The organism is Leptospira koniambonensis (genome assembly GCF_004769555.1).
Classification (GTDB): domain Bacteria; phylum Spirochaetota; class Leptospiria; order Leptospirales; family Leptospiraceae; genus Leptospira_B; species Leptospira_B koniambonensis.
This window is the reverse complement of record NZ_RQFY01000012.1, coordinates 242191-258062: the sequence shown is the minus strand read 5'-3', so window position 1 is coordinate 258062 and position 15872 is coordinate 242191. Positions and strand designations below refer to the sequence as shown.

The following is a 15872-nucleotide window of genomic DNA, read 5'->3' as shown; positions in this document are numbered from 1 at the left end:
TCAGAGGGAAATTACTTTTAGGTTTCCTTTTTTTCCGTATTTAATGATTTCTTTATCTTTGGTGACCAGTTCTGCATTCAAAACTCTCGCAGTCGCTACGATCATTCTGTCTGCTGGGTCTCCGTGAAAGGAGTCAGGTAAATTTACACTTTCTACAATTACTTCAGGAGTTAAACGATAAGGTTGGATGCCTGGAGCATTGTATGCATCCTGCAACCATCGATTTAAAGTTCCAGAGATCTGGATCCTTTTTTTGGCTACGAGCATCCCTACTTCCCAGCCTGATATTTCGGAGATGAATAATCCTCTATGAGGAATATGCCTATATAATTTCCTAAGAATGGGTTCTTTTTCCATTTTAGGATCTCCTTCCATCAACCAAATCCAAGCATGAGTGTCCAGAACGATCATCTATTTAGTATCCGCATCCCAATGTAAGCCTAGGCTCGGAACGATATCTTCATTCTCTATGACCCGGCCTTTTAGATAACCAAATAGACGAGCTGCAGTACTATCTTTGATGGTTACTAACTTGGCCACTGGTTTTCCATGTTTAGTGATGATCACTTCTTCCTGGGTTTCGTGAACTCTGTCCATAAGGCTAAGGCATTTTGTTTTGAATTCGGCAGCGGATAGTTGCATACCTCGAATTATAATATGACCAGTCATAGATGTCCAGTTTTTTAAATTTGGAACCTGTATTCCGTCAGAATTACCTAAAAAATATCTTAGAAAAACGATTCAATGTGCACACTACTCAAACGAGCGACATGAAAATTCTTCTATGAAATAATCTCCGAAGAATCGACCGAATTATAAAAAATGCTCGCTGGAATGGCTTTTTTCTCCCTTATTGATCTACGCATATGAGTGATTCAGGTCGACGGGCTCGTTTTTTCATTTTAGGAATTCTACTTTGTTTTATATCCTTCTCCGCTTGCAGCCAAGCAAAAGGTAAAGAAAGACCCAAGGCAGAAAATGGAACCTTAGACCTAAGCAACTGGGATTTTAAAAAAGACGGAGCAGTAGAATTAAACGGAGATTGGAGATATTATTGGAAGGAACTCATTCCTCCTAAAAATTTCCAAGACGATCTTGTTTCTGATCCAAGTGGCTTCATCCCTGTTCCGGGTGTATGGAACGGTCATCTTTTAAAGGGAGAACCTTTACCTGAAATAGGTTACATCACATATCATCTAAGATTATATCTTCCAGAACATTCTCCCGATCTTGCAATACGAATCGACGACGGCCAAGGCTCCGCATACTCCTTATACTGGGACGGCAAGTTAGTCGCTTATAATGGGCATCCTGGACCTTCTCCCGAAGAAGAAAGTCCTGAATATCTTGCTCAAACAAGTTCAGTTCCTCATGCCAAACAAGTTGATCTAGTGATGTATATTTCAAATCACTATCATAGAAATGGTGGTTTTCAAATGCCGATCTTACTTGGCGACTCTTCCGAAATTTTTGCGACAAGAGACAAGAGCAGAATGGTGAGCGCGTTTTTGGCAGGATCTTTACTCATCATGGGCTTATATCATATGGGTCTATTTTTATTTCGCAAAAAAGAAATGGAGATCCTTTGGTTCTCCCTTACCTGTCTTGCAATCACTTCCAGGGTATTTTTCAGCGGAGATAGATTTATAGGGGAGGCTCTTAGGGACGCTCCTTGGAATATCATGGTCAGAATAGAATATCTTTCCTTTTATCTAGGCGTCCCGTTTATGGCGATGTTTATGAGAACTTTGTATCCTGCTCAGTTCGGGAAGACTGCAATGATCGTTATTATGGCAGTCTCTATTCCGCCTTGTCTTTCTATTATAGTGCTTCCTCCCGCGCTCTTCAGTTATACACTTCCTTATTACCAAGCGCTGATCGTATTCTCAGGGATTTACGGTATGATCATGTTGACCATAGCCATATTCAAAGGTTTACAGGGCGCGAAACTGATGTTACTCGGCTTAGGGATCTTCTACGCAGCTATATTGAACGACTTTATTTTTTATCAATTCCATATAGGACCGGGATATCTTACTCCTGCGGGACTGTTCATACTGACATTTGCAGATGCAGCTACATTGGGGAGAAGGATCGCAACAGCATTCAATACCAGTGAAGAATTATCTGTCAATCTGGAGAAAAAGGTAATAGAAAGAACAAAAGAACTCGCAGATGAAAGAGACAAAACAGATTTACTATTATTGAATATTCTTCCTAAACCTGTAGCAGAAGAATTAAAATCCAAAGGATCTGTTACTCCTGTATATTATGAATCTGCAAGTATACTATTCACAGACTTTGTGGGATTTACTAAAATTGCAGCGGAGATGGTACCCAAAGATCTAGTAGAAGATCTACATAATTGTTTTTCTGAATTTGATTCAATCGTATCTCGTTTAGGTTTGGAAAAACTAAAAACGATCGGTGATTCTTATATGTGCGCAGGAGGGATCCCAAATACAAACTTTACTCACCCAGTGGATAATTGTTTAGCTGGATTAGAATTTCTCAGATTCATGCAAAGAATGGCAGAATCCAAATCGCAAATGGGACTTCCATTTTGGGAATTAAGAGTGGGAGTTCATACAGGACCTGTTACATCCGGAGTGATAGGTTCTAATAAATTCGCATATGATGTTTGGGGAGATGCAGTCAATCTTGCAAGCAGAATGGAATCTTCGGGTAAACCAGGGCATTTAAATATTTCAGGTTCTACTTATGAATTAGTTAAAGATTTTTTTGTATGCGAGCATAGAGGAAAAGTCCAAGCAAAAGGAAAGGGAGAAGTGGATATGTACTTTGTAAATTCGATTCGCCCTGAACTTTCAATGGATGCAAAAGGAATTTCTCCAAATGAAAAATTCGAATCTTTAAGAAAAGGATTAAATCTGAAATTAAGCGCTGTTTGATCTTCGCAAGCTTAGAGCGAAATATTGGACTAGATTATCTTCTATAAATACGAGGGAAGATAAAAGTAATTCCGTAGATCATTCCTTGCGCTTTTACATCTTCAGGAACTTTTCCGAAATTTTGTCCTCGTAGTGCATCTACACAGGATTGGTCTACGAGAGCTTGTCCTTGTGAAGAGATAAGTTTTGTATCGATGACTTGACCTGCATCGTTTAGCAAAAATTGGACTTTTGCTTCTCCTGGTTCGATTGCCTCTCTGATAACAGTTCCAGCACCGTCACGATATCCAAAGTTTCCTCCACCCGGAGGCGAAAAACTTTGTTCAATCTGGCGGAGCATTCTTTTAAAATATTCGTAACCCACGAGTTTCTTAGTAGGAATACTCATAGAAGAACTTCCGTCCCAGCGAAATAACATGTCTTGTTGGAAACGATAATTGAATGGGATCTTAGTCATTCTTCCGGTAGCTGGAGTTTGCTCCGGAGTTTGTTCATTTGGATTTGTAAATTCTACAGGATCTTGTTTTAAGATAGCGACTTCGTATACTTTTTCTTCTTCCGTTTTCTTTTGAGAATTTTGAGGACTTGCCTTGGAAGGATTTCTGAAAATATTTCCCATCACAAATTCACGGAAAGGAGAAAGTGTATGAAATCCTTTTTCCTTTGTAATTCCGCCTGAACCTGCAGATTCTACGTTAGACAGTGCTTTGTATTCATCCTTGATCTTTTTATCAACGAATTCTTGTTCTAATAGTACTTCGTAAATTTTTTCTCGTTCCGCTCTTTCTTTTACCTGAACAATCGGGTCTTCTCCCAAAATTTTGAATAGAATATTGCGTGTAAATAGGTGAGCGACTAAGAAGGAAGCAAATGCAAATACGAAAAACGCGGCGAATAGAAGGCGACGATCGTCTTCTCCTAAATCTCCTGTATTATCTATTTCGCTTTTAAAAAAGGCCGGGAGCCGCATCTTCTTCTATTCTTTTGCCGAAAGCCGGAGGGACTCTGTCCATCAGCTTATAAGCCTTCTCCGTGGCTACTCTACCGGAAGAGGTTCTATTGATCAAGCCAACTCTTACCATATAGGATTCGTAATGGTCTTCTAAAGTCCTTTCTTCCTCTCCGATTACTGCGGCGATCGGTTTTAGACCTACTGGCCCGCCTTTGTACCGATCGATCATACATTCCAAGATCTGGCGGTCCATTCTATCGAGGCCCAATTCATCTATCCCGAGGCGGGAAAATGCCTCTTCGCAGGAGGGAATCCGGATTGTTTTTTCTCCTTTTACCTCTGCAAAGTCCCTTACTCTTTTGAGAAGATGATTCGCGATCCTTGGGGTTTTTCTGGATCTTCTTCCTATCTCGAAAGCAGCGTTTTCTTCTATCTCATAACCCAGGATCTTGGAGGACCTTAGGACGATATCTTTCATTTCGGCATCGTCGTAATATTCCAAACGGAAATGGATACCAAATCTACTCTTGAGTGGATCAGAGATGAGCCCACTGCGAGTAGTGGCTCCTATCAAAGTGAACGGTTTTAATTTGATCTGAATGGTTTGAGCTGTGATCCCCTCTCCCACGAGGAGATCGATCATGAAATTTTCCATCGCAGGATATAGGATCTCTTCTACCTTGCGGCCTAGGGAATGTATTTCATCTATAAATAATATATCTCTCTCTTCTAGATCTGTGAGTAATTTTGCGAGGTCTGCTCCTCTTGTTAAAACAGGAGCAGAAGTTACTACGATCCGAGTGCCAAGCTCTTGGGCAATGATACCTGCAAGTGTGGTCTTGCCAAGACCTGGGGGCCCGGATAAAAGTACATGATCCAGGGCCTGGCCTCTTTTTTTGGCGGCTCCTACGAAGACACCTAGATTGGACAGGATCTCTTTTTGTCCTATAAACTCGGAGAATAAGGAGGGACGAAGAGATATCTCATCGTCAAATTTATCCTCCGGATTTAAGGTATGTCCTGCCAAAGGGTTTATTCACTCCGCCAGCTTAACCGAAATTTTTAAGATCTGGCCTTTTCTAAATACAACAATCGAAACACGTTGTCCCACTTTAGAAGCTCTGATCTTAGAAACTACATCATTTGCGTTCTTGATCTTAGCTCCGTCTATCTCCAGAATCACGTCTTCTACATCGATACCAGCTTCTGCGGCAGCGCTACCATTCTGGACTTGGCGAACAAATGCACCTTCTGGTCCGGAAAGTTTAAGTTCCTTTGCCGTCTCTTCAGTAAGATCATCTAAAGCGACTCCCAACCGAGCACGTTTGACTTTTCCGCCGGATTTTAATTCTTCTACGATTGATTTGGCTTCATTGATAGGAATTGCAAAACCTAAACCGATAGATCCACCACTCGGAGAAACGATCATACGGTTGATACCAACTACTCTTCCATTGATGTCCAGAAGCGGACCGCCTGAGTTTCCTTGGTTGATAGCAGCATCTGTCTGGATATAATGAACTCCAGAATTATCGATACCACCTCTTCCTACCTTAGAGATCACTCCTACAGTCATAGATTGTTCTAAACCAAATGGAGCACCGATCGCAATTGCCCAGTCCCCTACTTTCACTGCGGAAGAATCTCCGATCTCGATAGGTTGTAGATCTTGGTTCGCTTCTACCTTTAGAAGTGCAACGTCGATCATTGGGTCTGTTCCGATCAATTTAGCGGAAACCGGTTCTTTTACATTCTTAAAAACTACTTTAAATTTATCGAAATTACGAACTACGTGATCGTTGGTGAGAATATATCCTTCTTTGTTGAGGATAAATCCGGAACCGAGTCCGCTCACTTTTCTTTTTTGGTTTCTTACTCTACCTTGAGGTCCGTAAAAAAATTCTTGGAATGGATCGTTGTATTGAGGAACATTTACTGTTCCTTCGGTGGCGATCAAAACAACACTTGGAGAAACGTTTTCATAAACTTCTTCGAATGCTTTTTGGATGGAGACTGCGGCTTTTGCGGATGCACTTGGTTCTCTATCTGATTTTGCGTTTAAAAATAAAGCGCTGTCGTTTCCTGTTCCGCAATATAGGATCGGAGAGAGGATCACTCCGGCCATTACGGATATGCCTATCACCAGGAAATTTTTGAATCTGTCGGTTTTTTTCATGGATTCCTGTCCTCGGGAATGGGATTCCGGTAGATGAGCTTTCAGCATTCGAAGCAAAACCACTCATGTCAAGTGGCTTTCGAATCCAAACGCATGGCACAAATACCAGGATTTTACGTTTTTGAAGGTTTAGACGGAAGTGGCAAAAGTACCCTATCTGTCCGAGTATTAGACCTTCTTACCTCCAAACATGTTCCAGCAATTTGTTTTGCAGAACCAACTCGGTACGAATCCGGACTATACTTGCGAAAATTTTTAAGCGGAGAAATTGAACTTTCTCCGGAAAAACAAATCCAGGCATTTTTAGAAGATAGAGAAGTTTCACTCCAAAGGAATATTCTACCTTCCCTCTCCCAAAAAAAGATCGTGCTACTGGATCGGTACATGTATTCCACTGCGGCTTATCAGTCTGGAAAATTTTTCTCCGCAAATGAGATCCTAAAAAAGAATTTAGATAGAGGATTTCCTGAACCTGAAAAGGTTTTTTATCTGGAAATTGAACCGGAAGAAGCTTTGGCGAGATTGAAGGGAAGAGATACTACTAAGGATAGATTCGAAACGATCAGCGCTTTGACTAAGATCAAAAAAGCCTACGAAGAAATTCTTCCGGAGAATACCATCCGCTTGGATGCGAAACTCCCAACGGAAGAATTATTAAAATTAGTAACTGAAAAAATCTCTTATTGAACTAAGGACTGTTGCAGAGTTTTCAAGGTCTCTTCATGGATAGAAGCTTCCTTGTCCAGTTGAGCTGCAAGTTCCACTAACTTCTTCTTTCGAGCCTGAGAAGAATGATGTTTTGGTTCTGTAGAAGCAAGTTCTCTCAAATGAGTCGCTTCATTTCTTTTCTTTTTAGAAAGATTGGTCAGGTATTTCTGAAGTGCTTCTTTTTGTTCTTGGGTGGATAGAGTTTCCACCAGTGCTTTTTCGATCAGTTTTGTTTCTTCTTCTGCGGAGAAGGAAGAAAGTGCGAATGGAAACAAGGACAGAATTGAAATTAATACGACAAGTGATTGGATCTTCATCTTGACTCTCTTTGATTGTTCTAAAACCGATTTGTATTTTTGGTCCGGCCGAACTCAAGTCTTTCGAAGATACAAATCTTGAATAGCAAATTTCGATATTCAGATTTTCTAGAGCCCATACTCAGAAGTCTATAAAGCAATGTTTGAAGTGGATTTATTTGCCTGAGAGCGAAGCCAGGATGGCGAAGCGACCCGAAGCTCTGCACAGGAAGTGCAGGCGGAGGGGAAGGCAAAAAATTCACTTCAATTTATTTTAAAGTATTTTGAGGATTGGTCTAGAAAATCTGGCCTATATCGATGAATAACTGAGAATCTTCTCTGGACTTAGCGTAATCTATAAGTATGACTGTGGCTTGGTTCCAGATAATTCTTAGGCCCGTTCCATAAGAAAATTTATAACCTTGGGTGCTTATATCATGATATCCATTCCATACTCTACCAAAATCATAAAAGGGAACAAGGCTTAAAGTAATCAATTGATCCCAAAATTTGAATGATCCAAATCTCCAGCGGATCTCTAAATTCCCAAAACCGATCATAGGAGCGATAAATCTTTCCTGTCTATAACCTCTTAAAGTTTGTAGACCACCTAGTCCGTTGATCGGCCCATCAATGGACCACATATAACGATATTCTGAAAAAGGGACTTCTCCTTTAGAATAATGAAGACCTGCTCTTCCCGCAACCACAAGCTCTTCGAAAAGTTTTGGGAAAGGCATATAGAAAAATTTACCCTGAGTAAAAAACTTCTCAAATTCAAAATCTGAACCAGCACGTTTGGAAGAAGAAGAATAATTCATCTCTAATAGAACGCCAGAATCAGGATCCGGCTCGAAGTCTCTAGTATCGTAAGCAAGACCGACGTGGATATAATTTACATTTCCACCATGATAACCATTGATGAGACCAGCTTGGTAGTCCTTGGTTAGTTTCGACATTCCGTTTGGGTAAGTAGAACCCCAACCAGTTGCAGGATCTCTCGCTACGGAATAATAATCTCCATTCGTTGCAATTCTTCCGTTTGGATAATCATAAGTGCGGATCACATTTTGAGAAAACTCAGGAGCAACAATCCAACGGAAAGCTCCCCAAAAAGTTTTATCCACCGAGAATGTCGCTGTAGAAGAACGAAATTCGTAAGTATTGTACAACTGATTACTTTCATACGGATATACAGATCCTGGAGAAGAAGGTCTGCGATAGGAAAGTGCATCCTCTAGATCGGAGAAACTTCCTCCATTTTTCAGTTCGCCTGTAGGTTGATTCCTATCTCTATATTGGATTTCGCGTAACGTATCAGTTCCGATCCCGAAATACTGAGAATTTTTATTGGTGCTATAAGAAACACTTGTCTTCAATCTATAAGCAGTATCGAAAAGAAAGGGACTATCAAAAGTGAATTCATAATAGTCTGCACCTTTAGTAGTCTTGTAAGCTTGGGCACCGAATCTATATTTGTAAGGTTGGAATTCAAAATAAGGATCAGAACGATTTCCATTCTGGTATAAAAATCCTCTGGCACCATACCCCTGGCCTCTAACAGGATCTTCTGAAAAAACAGGAAGACCAGTTGCATACCAACCGTTTCTTTTTTCTTCCAGCTCTTGTTTAGAGAGACGTTTGGATTCGTTAAGGTCAATTGCAACCTTCTCCCCCTCTGAAAAGATCGAAACGGGGACCAATACACAGGCTAAAAAAAAATGCCGAAGAGAAAACAAATACAACCGCCTATGGGCAAATTGAATAAGATTGACTGCTTGGACAAGTCACAAAAACTCACCAACATAAGTACCTATAGCTCAACGGATAGAGTACAGGCCTCCGGAGCCTGGGGTCCGGGTTCGAGTCCCGGTAGGTACAAGGACTCGAAGCTTTTGCACGTAAACATTTGCAGCGATCTATTTTGCGACCCATAGGGAGCAAAATACCCAAAGGGTGGCGAGCGAAGTGAAGCCAAATCTTAAATCAAACAGGCTGTATTATAATCAAAACCACAGATAGAGAGCGTCGCAAATGTGCCGCGAGCCATGGATGGTGAAGCGAGTGCAAAAGACGCCGTGGAGCCAAATCGAGCAGGATGCGAGATTGCACAGAATTTCGACCCATAGGGAGAAATTCTATTTCCAAGCATCAACGGCGAGTCCCGGTAGGTAGATTTAAATCCAATTCTCAATTTTTAGCTCTTTAATCCTTTTGAATTCTTTTTCATTATTAGTCACAAGGATATGATCATTAGAAATAGCTTGAGATGCTATTAATAGATCGAAAGGACCTATCGGCTTGCCCGATTTCTCTAAACCGAAACGTATTTTAGCAGCGATTGCTGATGAATTGCTATTAAAGGGTAAGATATTCAAATACCCGATAAAATCAGCCAATGCTCTTCTATTCTTCTCTTTATGAAGGCTCTTTTCAATTCCAAAATATAATTCAAATTCAGTGATAGAAGAGATGTAGATATTCTCTAAAGCTACCTTCTTAAATTTTTTATAAACTGAATCCGGTCTTTGATTTATAATATAAATGCAGATGTTCGTATCTAAGAGATACTTATTCATATAGGATCGCGCCGATCATATTCTTTAGGCTGATCTCTTTCTATTTTGAAGTCATCGGAAAATTCGTTTAAAGTATTCCAAAGTCTATCAACAGCATCCTGAATAGGAGTCAATATAACGACCTCTCCCTCCCTATGGATATAGACTTCCTTACCCTTAAATCTATATTCTTTGGGAAGACGAACTGCTTGACTGTCTCCATTTTTAAATATTTTCGCTTTATTCATATATATACTGAAATATATATTTTTGACTATGTCAAGAGCTTCTTTTCGAAAACTATGCGACAGCGATGCGAAGTTTTTAAAGACTTAGTCCAGATAAGGCATTTTATAATTTCCTTGCAATTTTAACGCTTCTTCCTTAGTCTAATAGTCCTCTGGGCAACCGGAGTCTTATGGCATCTTAAACAAACCCACCCCAATCGATTTTATTAATCTGCGTGTAACCGCGCAAAGGGTTTGTTATGCAATCAAGTATCGTCGCAAATGACGTCTCTTTCGAATTTTCGGACGGGCGTATCTTATTTCAAAATCTACATTTTTCTCTCGGACAAGAACGTACTGCTCTTGTAGGTCCAAATGGCATTGGAAAGACCTGTCTTGCAAAATTGATCGTAGGAGAAATGGAAACTAGCAAAGGAAAAATTTCCAGAAATTCTACAGTCTCTTATTTGCCCCAAAGAGAAAAACCGGAACGGATCACTATAGAAGAATATTTACAAAATTACTCTTGGTCACTACTCGGAGAAAAACTTTTAACAGGAATTGATCGTAAAAGTTTTTGTGACAACCTGAGTGGAGGACAATGGATGAGAGTTCGTCTGGCAGAAAAATTGGAAGACCAATTTTTAATATTGGATGAACCCACAAACGATCTAGATCAGGAAGCAAAAAAAGTTTTGATACGATTTTTGAAAGAATATGAATACGGATTTTTACTCATATCCCATGACAGGGAATGCCTGAGTCTCTGCGAGACTATTTTGGAACTCTCTAATCAAGGTTTAAACAAGTATGGAGGCGGCTGGAATTCCTACGAAGAAACAAAAGAAAAAGAAAGAAAAAATTCGGCTGCAGCTTTGGAAAAAGCAAGAAGAGAAAGAGATATCGCACAAGCAGAAAGAATAGAACAGATTGAAAAACAAGAAAAAAGAAATCGTAAAGGTGCAAAATCAGCGGCAAAAGGAGGAACACCTAAAATATTACTGGGGGCTCGTAAGAGTAATGCTCAGATCACTTCCGGGAAAATTAATACTTCCAGTTTAGAAAAAGCGAATGAAAAGATCACAGAAGTATATGAAGCAATGGATCGATTAAAAATAGATCCGATCATGTATGCAAATCTTTCCGGAAAAGAAATACCTTCTCAAAAATTAGTGGCAGAGGCAAAGGATTTTAATATTCGATTCCAAGATTGGATTTATGAGAAAGATCTAAACTTCTCCTGGAAAGGAAATATAAGGATGGCAATTAAAGGGCTAAACGGATCCGGAAAATCCACCTTATTGAAAGCATTACTGGGATCAGACTTGGAAACAAGAGGATCGATTACATTAGGGAAATTGAATACTCTCTATATTGACCAAAGATGCGATCAATTAGATGATTCCAGGTCCATCTTTGAAAATGTGAGAGATGTATCTATCTTAGATGAAAGTGAGATCCGGAATGGATTGGCAAAATTCTTGTTTTTCAAGGACACAGTTTTTCAAAAAGTACATACTCTAAGCGGAGGAGAAAGATTGAGGGCAGCATTAGCAAGAGGGCTATTAAGTACTGAAAAACCGGAACTTCTACTCTTAGATGAGCCCACAAATAATTTGGATTTGGGCAATATAGAATTTCTGGAAAGGCTGATCAGTGAGTTCAGGGCGGCGATTATAGTCATTTCTCACGATGAGTCGTTTTTAGAAAACTGTGGGATCCAAGAAGAATTTGCTATAAAACACATTCTAAATGTGACCAATTAGTCATTTTTCCTTGACAATTCTATCGACTCCCGTATATCACTCCCTCTAAATATAGAATACGGAGAGAAAGATGTTCCTTCCTAAAGCTCCCCCCTATGATGCCTTGGCCTGGGCGAAAATGTCGTTCGCGGACAGGGCTCGTTTGTCCTGCCAAGCCTGGGCAGTCCAAGGTTACGGCTCCCCTCTTGGAGCATATATCGTTTACGTCTTAAAGATAGCATTATACATCGCAGGTTGGATTTATTTCTGCTCTTTTAGTCCTGGTCTAGGAACCTGGGACACCATCTCTTGGTGGTTTGTTCCGGTTGCTTTTCAAAAAGCAATCGTTTGGAGTTTGTTATTCGAAGTCTTAGGACTTGGATGCGGAAGCGGTCCTTTAACGGGAAGATATTTTCCTCCAGTTGGCGGATTCTTATATTTCTTAAGACCTAAAACCACTAAAATGCCTTTATTCGAAGGAGCTCCAATCATTGGAGGAAGAACAAGAGGAATTCTAGAAATCGTAGCTTATGCTTCGGTTTTAGTTTATTCTGTTTTATGTTTAATCCACCCTGCTCCTGGCTTCGAACAATTTTTACCGATCATCATCGGCTTGGTTATCGCAGGTATATTAGATAAAACTGTTTTTCTTGCGGCAAGAGCAGAACATTATTGGGTAACAATAGTGGTATTTGCATTCGCGCAAAACTGGATCGCAGGCGCGATGATCGTTCAACTTTCTATCTGGTTATTCGCAGGGTTTTCTAAACTCAACTCTCACTTCCCGAGTGTGGTTTGTGTGATGGCAAGTAATAGCCCTTTCACTCCTTTTGCTTGGTTCAGAAAGGCGATGTATAAAAATTATCCGGAAGATCTTCGTCCTTCTTCTACTGCGGTAGCAAAGGCGAATATGGGGATCGTTTTGGAAATGGGAACTCCTATCGTTCTATTTACTGCGATCATGACAGGTTCTCAAACAGTTCTATACTTAGGACTCGGGATGATGGTATTCCTACATAGTTATATCACAAGTAACTTCCCAATGGGAGTTCCAATAGAATGGAACTTCTTGGTAGTTTACTCTGCTTTCTTCCTATTCGGAGCAAATTCAAATATCACACCTTTCCAATTAGATTCTGTACCAGTTGCAGCATTCTTATTCGTGTTCTCTTTTGCACTTCCGATCATCGGAAATATCAGACCTGATTGGGTATCCTTCTTACTTGCGATGAGATATTACGCAGGAAACTGGGCAGTAAGTGTATGGATGTTCAAAGAAGATAGTTATAAAAAATTAGAGAAGCTTACCAAAACTTCTGGATGGCTATACGATCAGTTGGATATGTTCTACGAAAGAAAAGTATCTGTAGGTTTAGTGAGTAAGGTAATGGCGTTCCGACTCATGCACTTACACGGAAAAGCATTCCAAAAATTAGTACCAAAAGCAGTTAAGAACTTTGAAAAGTACGAATGGGTAGAAGGTGAACTAGTAGCAGGAATGGTTGTTGGTTGGAATTTCGGAGAAGGTCACCTTCATAGTGAACAACTTCTTAGATCCGTACAAGCACAATGTGGATTCAAGGATGAAGAACTACGTTGTATCTTTATAGAAGGTCAACCATTAGGAAAATCTACTATTAACTACAGGATCCATGACGCTGAAAAAGGTTTGATAGAAGACGGAAAGATAGAAGTTGCCGATTTGAAGGAACTCCAACCTTGGCCGACTAAATAATGGATTTCAGCTCCGAAGAATATGATATTTGTATCATAGGATCCGGCCCGAACGGATTGGCTGCGGCCTCCGTTTTGGCGGGTTCTGGACTTTCAGTTTTAATATTGGAAGCTTCGGATACGATAGGCGGCGGCTTACGAACGAAAGAGTTAACCTTGCCAGGTTTTCATCATGATGTTTGTTCCGCTGCTCATCCTATGGGAATTTTATCCCCTTATTTAAAAACACTTCCTTTGGAAAAACACGGACTCAAATGGATTGAACCAGAAGCTTCCGTGGCCCACCCTTTGGATGGAGAATCTGCAGTATTATTAAAATTATCATTAGAAGAAACTGCGAAAGAATTAGGTGCAGATAAAAAATCCTATATAAAACTGATCTCTCCATTTCTAAAAAATCCAGAAGGACTATTATCTGATGCGTTAGCTCCTCTTGGCATTCCAAAACATCCTTTCTTATTAGCAAAGTTTGGTTTATTGGGCATTCTTCCTGCAAAATCACTCGCAAACTTTTGGTTTAAAGAAGAAAGAGCCAAGGCATTATTCGCAGGCTGCGCTGGACATTCTATTTTTCCATTAGAGAAGTTCTTAAGTGGAGCACTCGGACTTTTGTTTTCTTTGACTGGGCATGTTCGTTCTTGGCCAGTAGTACAAGGCGGATCGGTGATGATCGCGAAATCTCTGGAGTCTTATTTGAAAGGATTCGGAGTAAAATTCCAAACCAATTATAAGGTTTCCAGCTTATCACAACTTCCTAAAACAAAGGCGGTTCTATTTGATACAAGTCCTGATCAATTAGGGTCAGTTGCAGGAAATACATTATCTTCTTCTTATATTAGCAGGATCTCATCTTATAAATATGGACCTGGAGTATTCAAGATGGATTGGGCTTTAGATGGACCGATTCCTTGGAAAGATCCAAATTGTTTAAAGGCATCTACAGTTCATATAGGTGGAAAATTATCTGAAATAGCGAAAGCAGAATCAGAAGTATGGTCAGGAAAACATCCGGATCGTCCTTATATGTTGGTAGTTCAACAAAGCCAATTTGATCCTACCAGAGCGCCTAAAGGAAAACATACCGGATATGCATATTGCCATGTTCCTTCAGGTTCTACAAAGGATATGACTGCAATTTTAGAAAATCAGATCGAAAGATTCGCGCCTGGATTCAAGGACAGAATATTAGCCAGACATTCCATGAATACAAAGGACTTTTATTCTTATAATTTAAACTATGTGGGCGGAGCAATCACTGGGGGAGCAGCAGATCTTCCTCAGGCATTCTTCAGACCAATCGCAAGAATGAATCCATACACCACTCCAAATCCTCATATTTATATTTGTTCCGGATCCACACCTCCTGGAGGAGGAGTACATGGAATGTGCGGTTACTACGCAGCCAAAACAGTATTAAAAAAAATTCATAAACTAAAATCGATTCGTTATTCAAAATGAAAATAGCAACTTCAGGGTCCAGAAGACAGGACAATAAAACAAAAAATAGGAACGCGATCCTAAACGCAGCCCGCAGGGTTTTTGCTACGATAGGATTCGAGGCATGCTCTACTAGAGAAATTATCAGAGAAAGTGGTCTTGCACAAGGCACATTCTATAATTATTATAAAGATAAAGAATCTGTAATGCAAGATATCGCAGATGAATTAGCAGAAGGTATCCGGAAAGGAATTAGAGAGGCCAGAGCAAAAGCAGAAACTCCTCTCGCTTTCTTAAGCGATGCATATTACGCAGTTTTCCATGTGATGATGCAGGAAAGAATCCATTTGGATCTATTGACCAGGAACAGAGACATTATACGTGGTTATTTATTCCAAGGTGGTTCCATGACCTATATCTTGGAAGAATTGGACAGTGACCTAGAAAGAATGGTGGGACAAGGCGGCTTCCCTGCACATCCAATCCGGATCACTTCAGTCATGATGGTGGCAGCAGGCTTTGAGGCGATGGTACTTCTTGCAAAAGAGGACGGCTATAATCTTAGAAAATTATCCGATTATCTTGGCCTTCTTTTCCAAGGAGGGATCACTAATGTTTCCACAGTGATCCAAGAAGATAAGGAGTTGCTGGAGGGCTAAAAGCGGTATCAACTACCGCTATTCGAGCTATTACCAATATTTTGATCAAAGAACATATCATTCGGACTTAAACGGCAAGTTCGATTGGTCGTGAATGTTGTAAAAGAATCATAATCCACTATGACTCCTAAATATTGGATCACTTGAGCACATTTGTCCACGTCTTTCTTTTTGTAATATTTAGATTCATCTATATTAAAAACTGCCTCATCTATCAAAGAAACAAGTACGACCTGTGCAACTACATAAGAATCTAATTCAGATCCTGTATAACCTTGATCAGTAAAATATGCAGTGGCAGTCAAATAATCTCCTATTTTGGCAGCTGCTAACAATTTTTCTTTTGCAACATCTCCCTTATAAGTATCAGTTAATCCTAATGTATCTATCGCGAGACAATTCGCAACAGAAAGTAAGATCAACATAACTATGTAGATTCTTTTCATGTTATCATTTCCTTATGTTTTG

16 protein-coding genes and 1 tRNA gene are annotated in these 15872 nt (G+C 40.0%); 7 read left to right on the top strand and 10 right to left on the bottom strand.

All coding sequences use genetic code 11. From position 1 onward, the window contains the following. Together EHQ52_RS19090 and EHQ52_RS19085 are read right to left on the bottom strand one after the other, a co-directional pair. A complete protein-coding gene (locus EHQ52_RS19090) occupies nucleotides 1-411 on the bottom strand; it encodes a type II toxin-antitoxin system VapC family toxin (RefSeq protein ID WP_135616965.1) in 411 nt (136 codons plus the stop codon). Further along, nucleotides 412-642: a type II toxin-antitoxin system Phd/YefM family antitoxin gene (locus EHQ52_RS19085; RefSeq protein ID WP_135616964.1), complete on the bottom strand. Its 231-nt coding sequence runs from the start codon at nucleotides 640-642 to the stop codon at nucleotides 412-414. A 224-nt stretch (nucleotides 643-866) separates the two neighbouring features. On the opposite strand from EHQ52_RS19085, the gene EHQ52_RS19080 reads away from it, so the two are divergent. Next, nucleotides 867-2912: an adenylate/guanylate cyclase domain-containing protein gene (locus tag EHQ52_RS19080; protein ID WP_135616963.1), complete on the top strand. Its 2046-nt coding sequence runs from the start codon at nucleotides 867-869 to the stop codon at nucleotides 2910-2912. 34 nt (nucleotides 2913-2946) lie between these two features. Here the strand turns inward: EHQ52_RS19080 and EHQ52_RS19075 are convergent, their stop codons facing one another. From EHQ52_RS19075 to EHQ52_RS19065, 3 genes are read right to left on the bottom strand one after another with little or no spacing between them, the layout of a single operon-like run. Continuing rightward, nucleotides 2947-3882, bottom strand: coding sequence for an energy transducer TonB (locus EHQ52_RS19075; RefSeq protein ID WP_135616962.1), 936 nt, complete (start codon nucleotides 3880-3882; stop codon nucleotides 2947-2949). Further along, a complete protein-coding gene (ruvB, locus tag EHQ52_RS19070) occupies nucleotides 3860-4891 on the bottom strand; it encodes a Holliday junction branch migration DNA helicase RuvB (protein WP_135616961.1) in 1032 nt (343 codons plus the stop codon). The genes EHQ52_RS19075 and ruvB overlap by 23 nt, the downstream gene beginning before the upstream one ends. Nucleotides 4892-4900: 9 nt before the next feature. Continuing rightward, nucleotides 4901-6040, bottom strand: a complete 1140-nt coding sequence (locus tag EHQ52_RS19065) for a trypsin-like peptidase domain-containing protein (protein ID WP_167492237.1) — start codon at nucleotides 6038-6040, stop codon at nucleotides 4901-4903. Between the two features lie 93 nt (nucleotides 6041-6133). Here EHQ52_RS19065 and tmk point away from each other — a divergent pair, with 93 nt between their 5' ends. Then, the gene (tmk, locus tag EHQ52_RS19060) at nucleotides 6134-6727 is read left to right on the top strand and encodes a dTMP kinase (RefSeq protein WP_135616959.1); all 594 of its coding nucleotides are present in this window, start codon (nucleotides 6134-6136) and stop codon (nucleotides 6725-6727) included. Here tmk and EHQ52_RS19055 read toward each other — a convergent pair. Both EHQ52_RS19055 and omp85 read right to left on the bottom strand, forming a co-directional pair. Then, nucleotides 6721-7065 (bottom strand): LIC10421/LIC12816 family protein, encoded by a 345-nt coding sequence (locus EHQ52_RS19055; protein ID WP_135616958.1) that lies wholly within the window; start codon nucleotides 7063-7065, stop codon nucleotides 6721-6723. The genes tmk and EHQ52_RS19055 overlap by 7 nt on opposite strands. 275 nt (nucleotides 7066-7340) lie before the next feature. Next, the gene (omp85, locus tag EHQ52_RS19050) at nucleotides 7341-8783 is read right to left on the bottom strand and encodes an Omp85 family outer membrane protein (protein WP_135616957.1); all 1443 of its coding nucleotides are present in this window, start codon (nucleotides 8781-8783) and stop codon (nucleotides 7341-7343) included. Nucleotides 8784-8853: 70 nt separating this feature from the next. On the opposite strand from omp85, the gene EHQ52_RS19045 reads away from it, so the two are divergent. Then, nucleotides 8854-8925, top strand: a tRNA-Arg gene (locus EHQ52_RS19045). 296 nt (nucleotides 8926-9221) lie between these two features. Here EHQ52_RS19045 and vapC read toward each other — a convergent pair. Together vapC and vapB are read right to left on the bottom strand one after the other, a co-directional pair. After that, the gene (gene vapC, locus EHQ52_RS19040; protein ID WP_135616956.1) at nucleotides 9222-9623 is read right to left on the bottom strand and encodes a type II toxin-antitoxin system tRNA(fMet)-specific endonuclease VapC; all 402 of its coding nucleotides are present in this window, start codon (nucleotides 9621-9623) and stop codon (nucleotides 9222-9224) included. Further along, complete coding sequence (vapB, locus tag EHQ52_RS19035; protein WP_135616955.1) at nucleotides 9620-9850, bottom strand: type II toxin-antitoxin system antitoxin VapB; 231 nt, start codon at nucleotides 9848-9850, stop codon at nucleotides 9620-9622. The genes vapC and vapB overlap by 4 nt, the downstream gene beginning before the upstream one ends. A gap of 239 nt (nucleotides 9851-10089) precedes the next feature. Here vapB and EHQ52_RS19030 point away from each other — a divergent pair, with 239 nt between their 5' ends. The 4 genes from EHQ52_RS19030 (at nucleotide 10090) to EHQ52_RS19015 (ending at nucleotide 15404) form a co-directional block, all read left to right on the top strand. Next, entirely contained in the window at nucleotides 10090-11595 is a 1506-nt protein-coding gene (locus EHQ52_RS19030; protein WP_135616954.1) for an ATP-binding cassette domain-containing protein, read from the top strand. 70 nt (nucleotides 11596-11665) lie between these two features. Then, the gene (locus EHQ52_RS19025) at nucleotides 11666-13309 is read left to right on the top strand and encodes a DUF3556 domain-containing protein (RefSeq protein WP_135616953.1); all 1644 of its coding nucleotides are present in this window, start codon (nucleotides 11666-11668) and stop codon (nucleotides 13307-13309) included. Then, a complete protein-coding gene (locus EHQ52_RS19020) occupies nucleotides 13309-14766 on the top strand; it encodes a phytoene desaturase family protein (RefSeq protein ID WP_135616952.1) in 1458 nt (485 codons plus the stop codon). The genes EHQ52_RS19025 and EHQ52_RS19020 overlap by 1 nt, the downstream gene beginning before the upstream one ends. Next, entirely contained in the window at nucleotides 14763-15404 is a 642-nt protein-coding gene (locus tag EHQ52_RS19015) for a TetR/AcrR family transcriptional regulator (protein WP_135616951.1), read from the top strand. Before EHQ52_RS19020 ends, EHQ52_RS19015 begins: the two co-directional genes overlap by 4 nt. 8 nt (nucleotides 15405-15412) lie before the next feature. Here EHQ52_RS19015 and EHQ52_RS19010 read toward each other — a convergent pair whose 3' ends face one another. After that, a complete protein-coding gene (locus EHQ52_RS19010) occupies nucleotides 15413-15850 on the bottom strand; it encodes a TIGR04452 family lipoprotein (RefSeq protein WP_135616950.1) in 438 nt (145 codons plus the stop codon). Nucleotides 15851-15872: the final 22 nt, after the last annotated feature.

Bases quoted from the DNA above. Each gene is read 5' to 3' on its own strand.
- EHQ52_RS19020 (WP_135616952.1), top strand. From the start codon at position 13,309: ATGGATTTCAGCTCCGAAGAATATGATATTTGTATCATAGGATCCGGC.
- EHQ52_RS19030 (WP_135616954.1), top strand. From the start codon at position 10,090: ATGCAATCAAGTATCGTCGCAAATGACGTCTCTTTCGAATTTTCGGAC.
- EHQ52_RS19015 (WP_135616951.1), top strand. From the start codon at position 14,763: ATGAAAATAGCAACTTCAGGGTCCAGAAGACAGGACAATAAAACAAAA.
- EHQ52_RS19090 (WP_135616965.1), bottom strand. From the start codon at position 411: ATGATCGTTCTGGACACTCATGCTTGGATTTGGTTGATGGAAGGAGAT.
- tmk (WP_135616959.1), top strand. From the start codon at position 6,134: ATGGCACAAATACCAGGATTTTACGTTTTTGAAGGTTTAGACGGAAGT.
- vapC (WP_135616956.1), bottom strand. From the start codon at position 9,623: ATGAATAAGTATCTCTTAGATACGAACATCTGCATTTATATTATAAAT.
- EHQ52_RS19010 (WP_135616950.1), bottom strand. From the start codon at position 15,850: ATGAAAAGAATCTACATAGTTATGTTGATCTTACTTTCTGTTGCGAAT.
- EHQ52_RS19075 (WP_135616962.1), bottom strand. From the start codon at position 3,882: ATGCGGCTCCCGGCCTTTTTTAAAAGCGAAATAGATAATACAGGAGAT.
- EHQ52_RS19065 (WP_167492237.1), bottom strand. From the start codon at position 6,040: ATGAAAAAAACCGACAGATTCAAAAATTTCCTGGTGATAGGCATATCC.
- EHQ52_RS19085 (WP_135616964.1), bottom strand. From the start codon at position 642: ATGCAACTATCCGCTGCCGAATTCAAAACAAAATGCCTTAGCCTTATG.
- vapB (WP_135616955.1), bottom strand. From the start codon at position 9,850: ATGAATAAAGCGAAAATATTTAAAAATGGAGACAGTCAAGCAGTTCGT.
- EHQ52_RS19080 (WP_135616963.1), top strand. From the start codon at position 867: ATGAGTGATTCAGGTCGACGGGCTCGTTTTTTCATTTTAGGAATTCTA.
- EHQ52_RS19025 (WP_135616953.1), top strand. From the start codon at position 11,666: ATGTTCCTTCCTAAAGCTCCCCCCTATGATGCCTTGGCCTGGGCGAAA.
- EHQ52_RS19055 (WP_135616958.1), bottom strand. From the start codon at position 7,065: ATGAAGATCCAATCACTTGTCGTATTAATTTCAATTCTGTCCTTGTTT.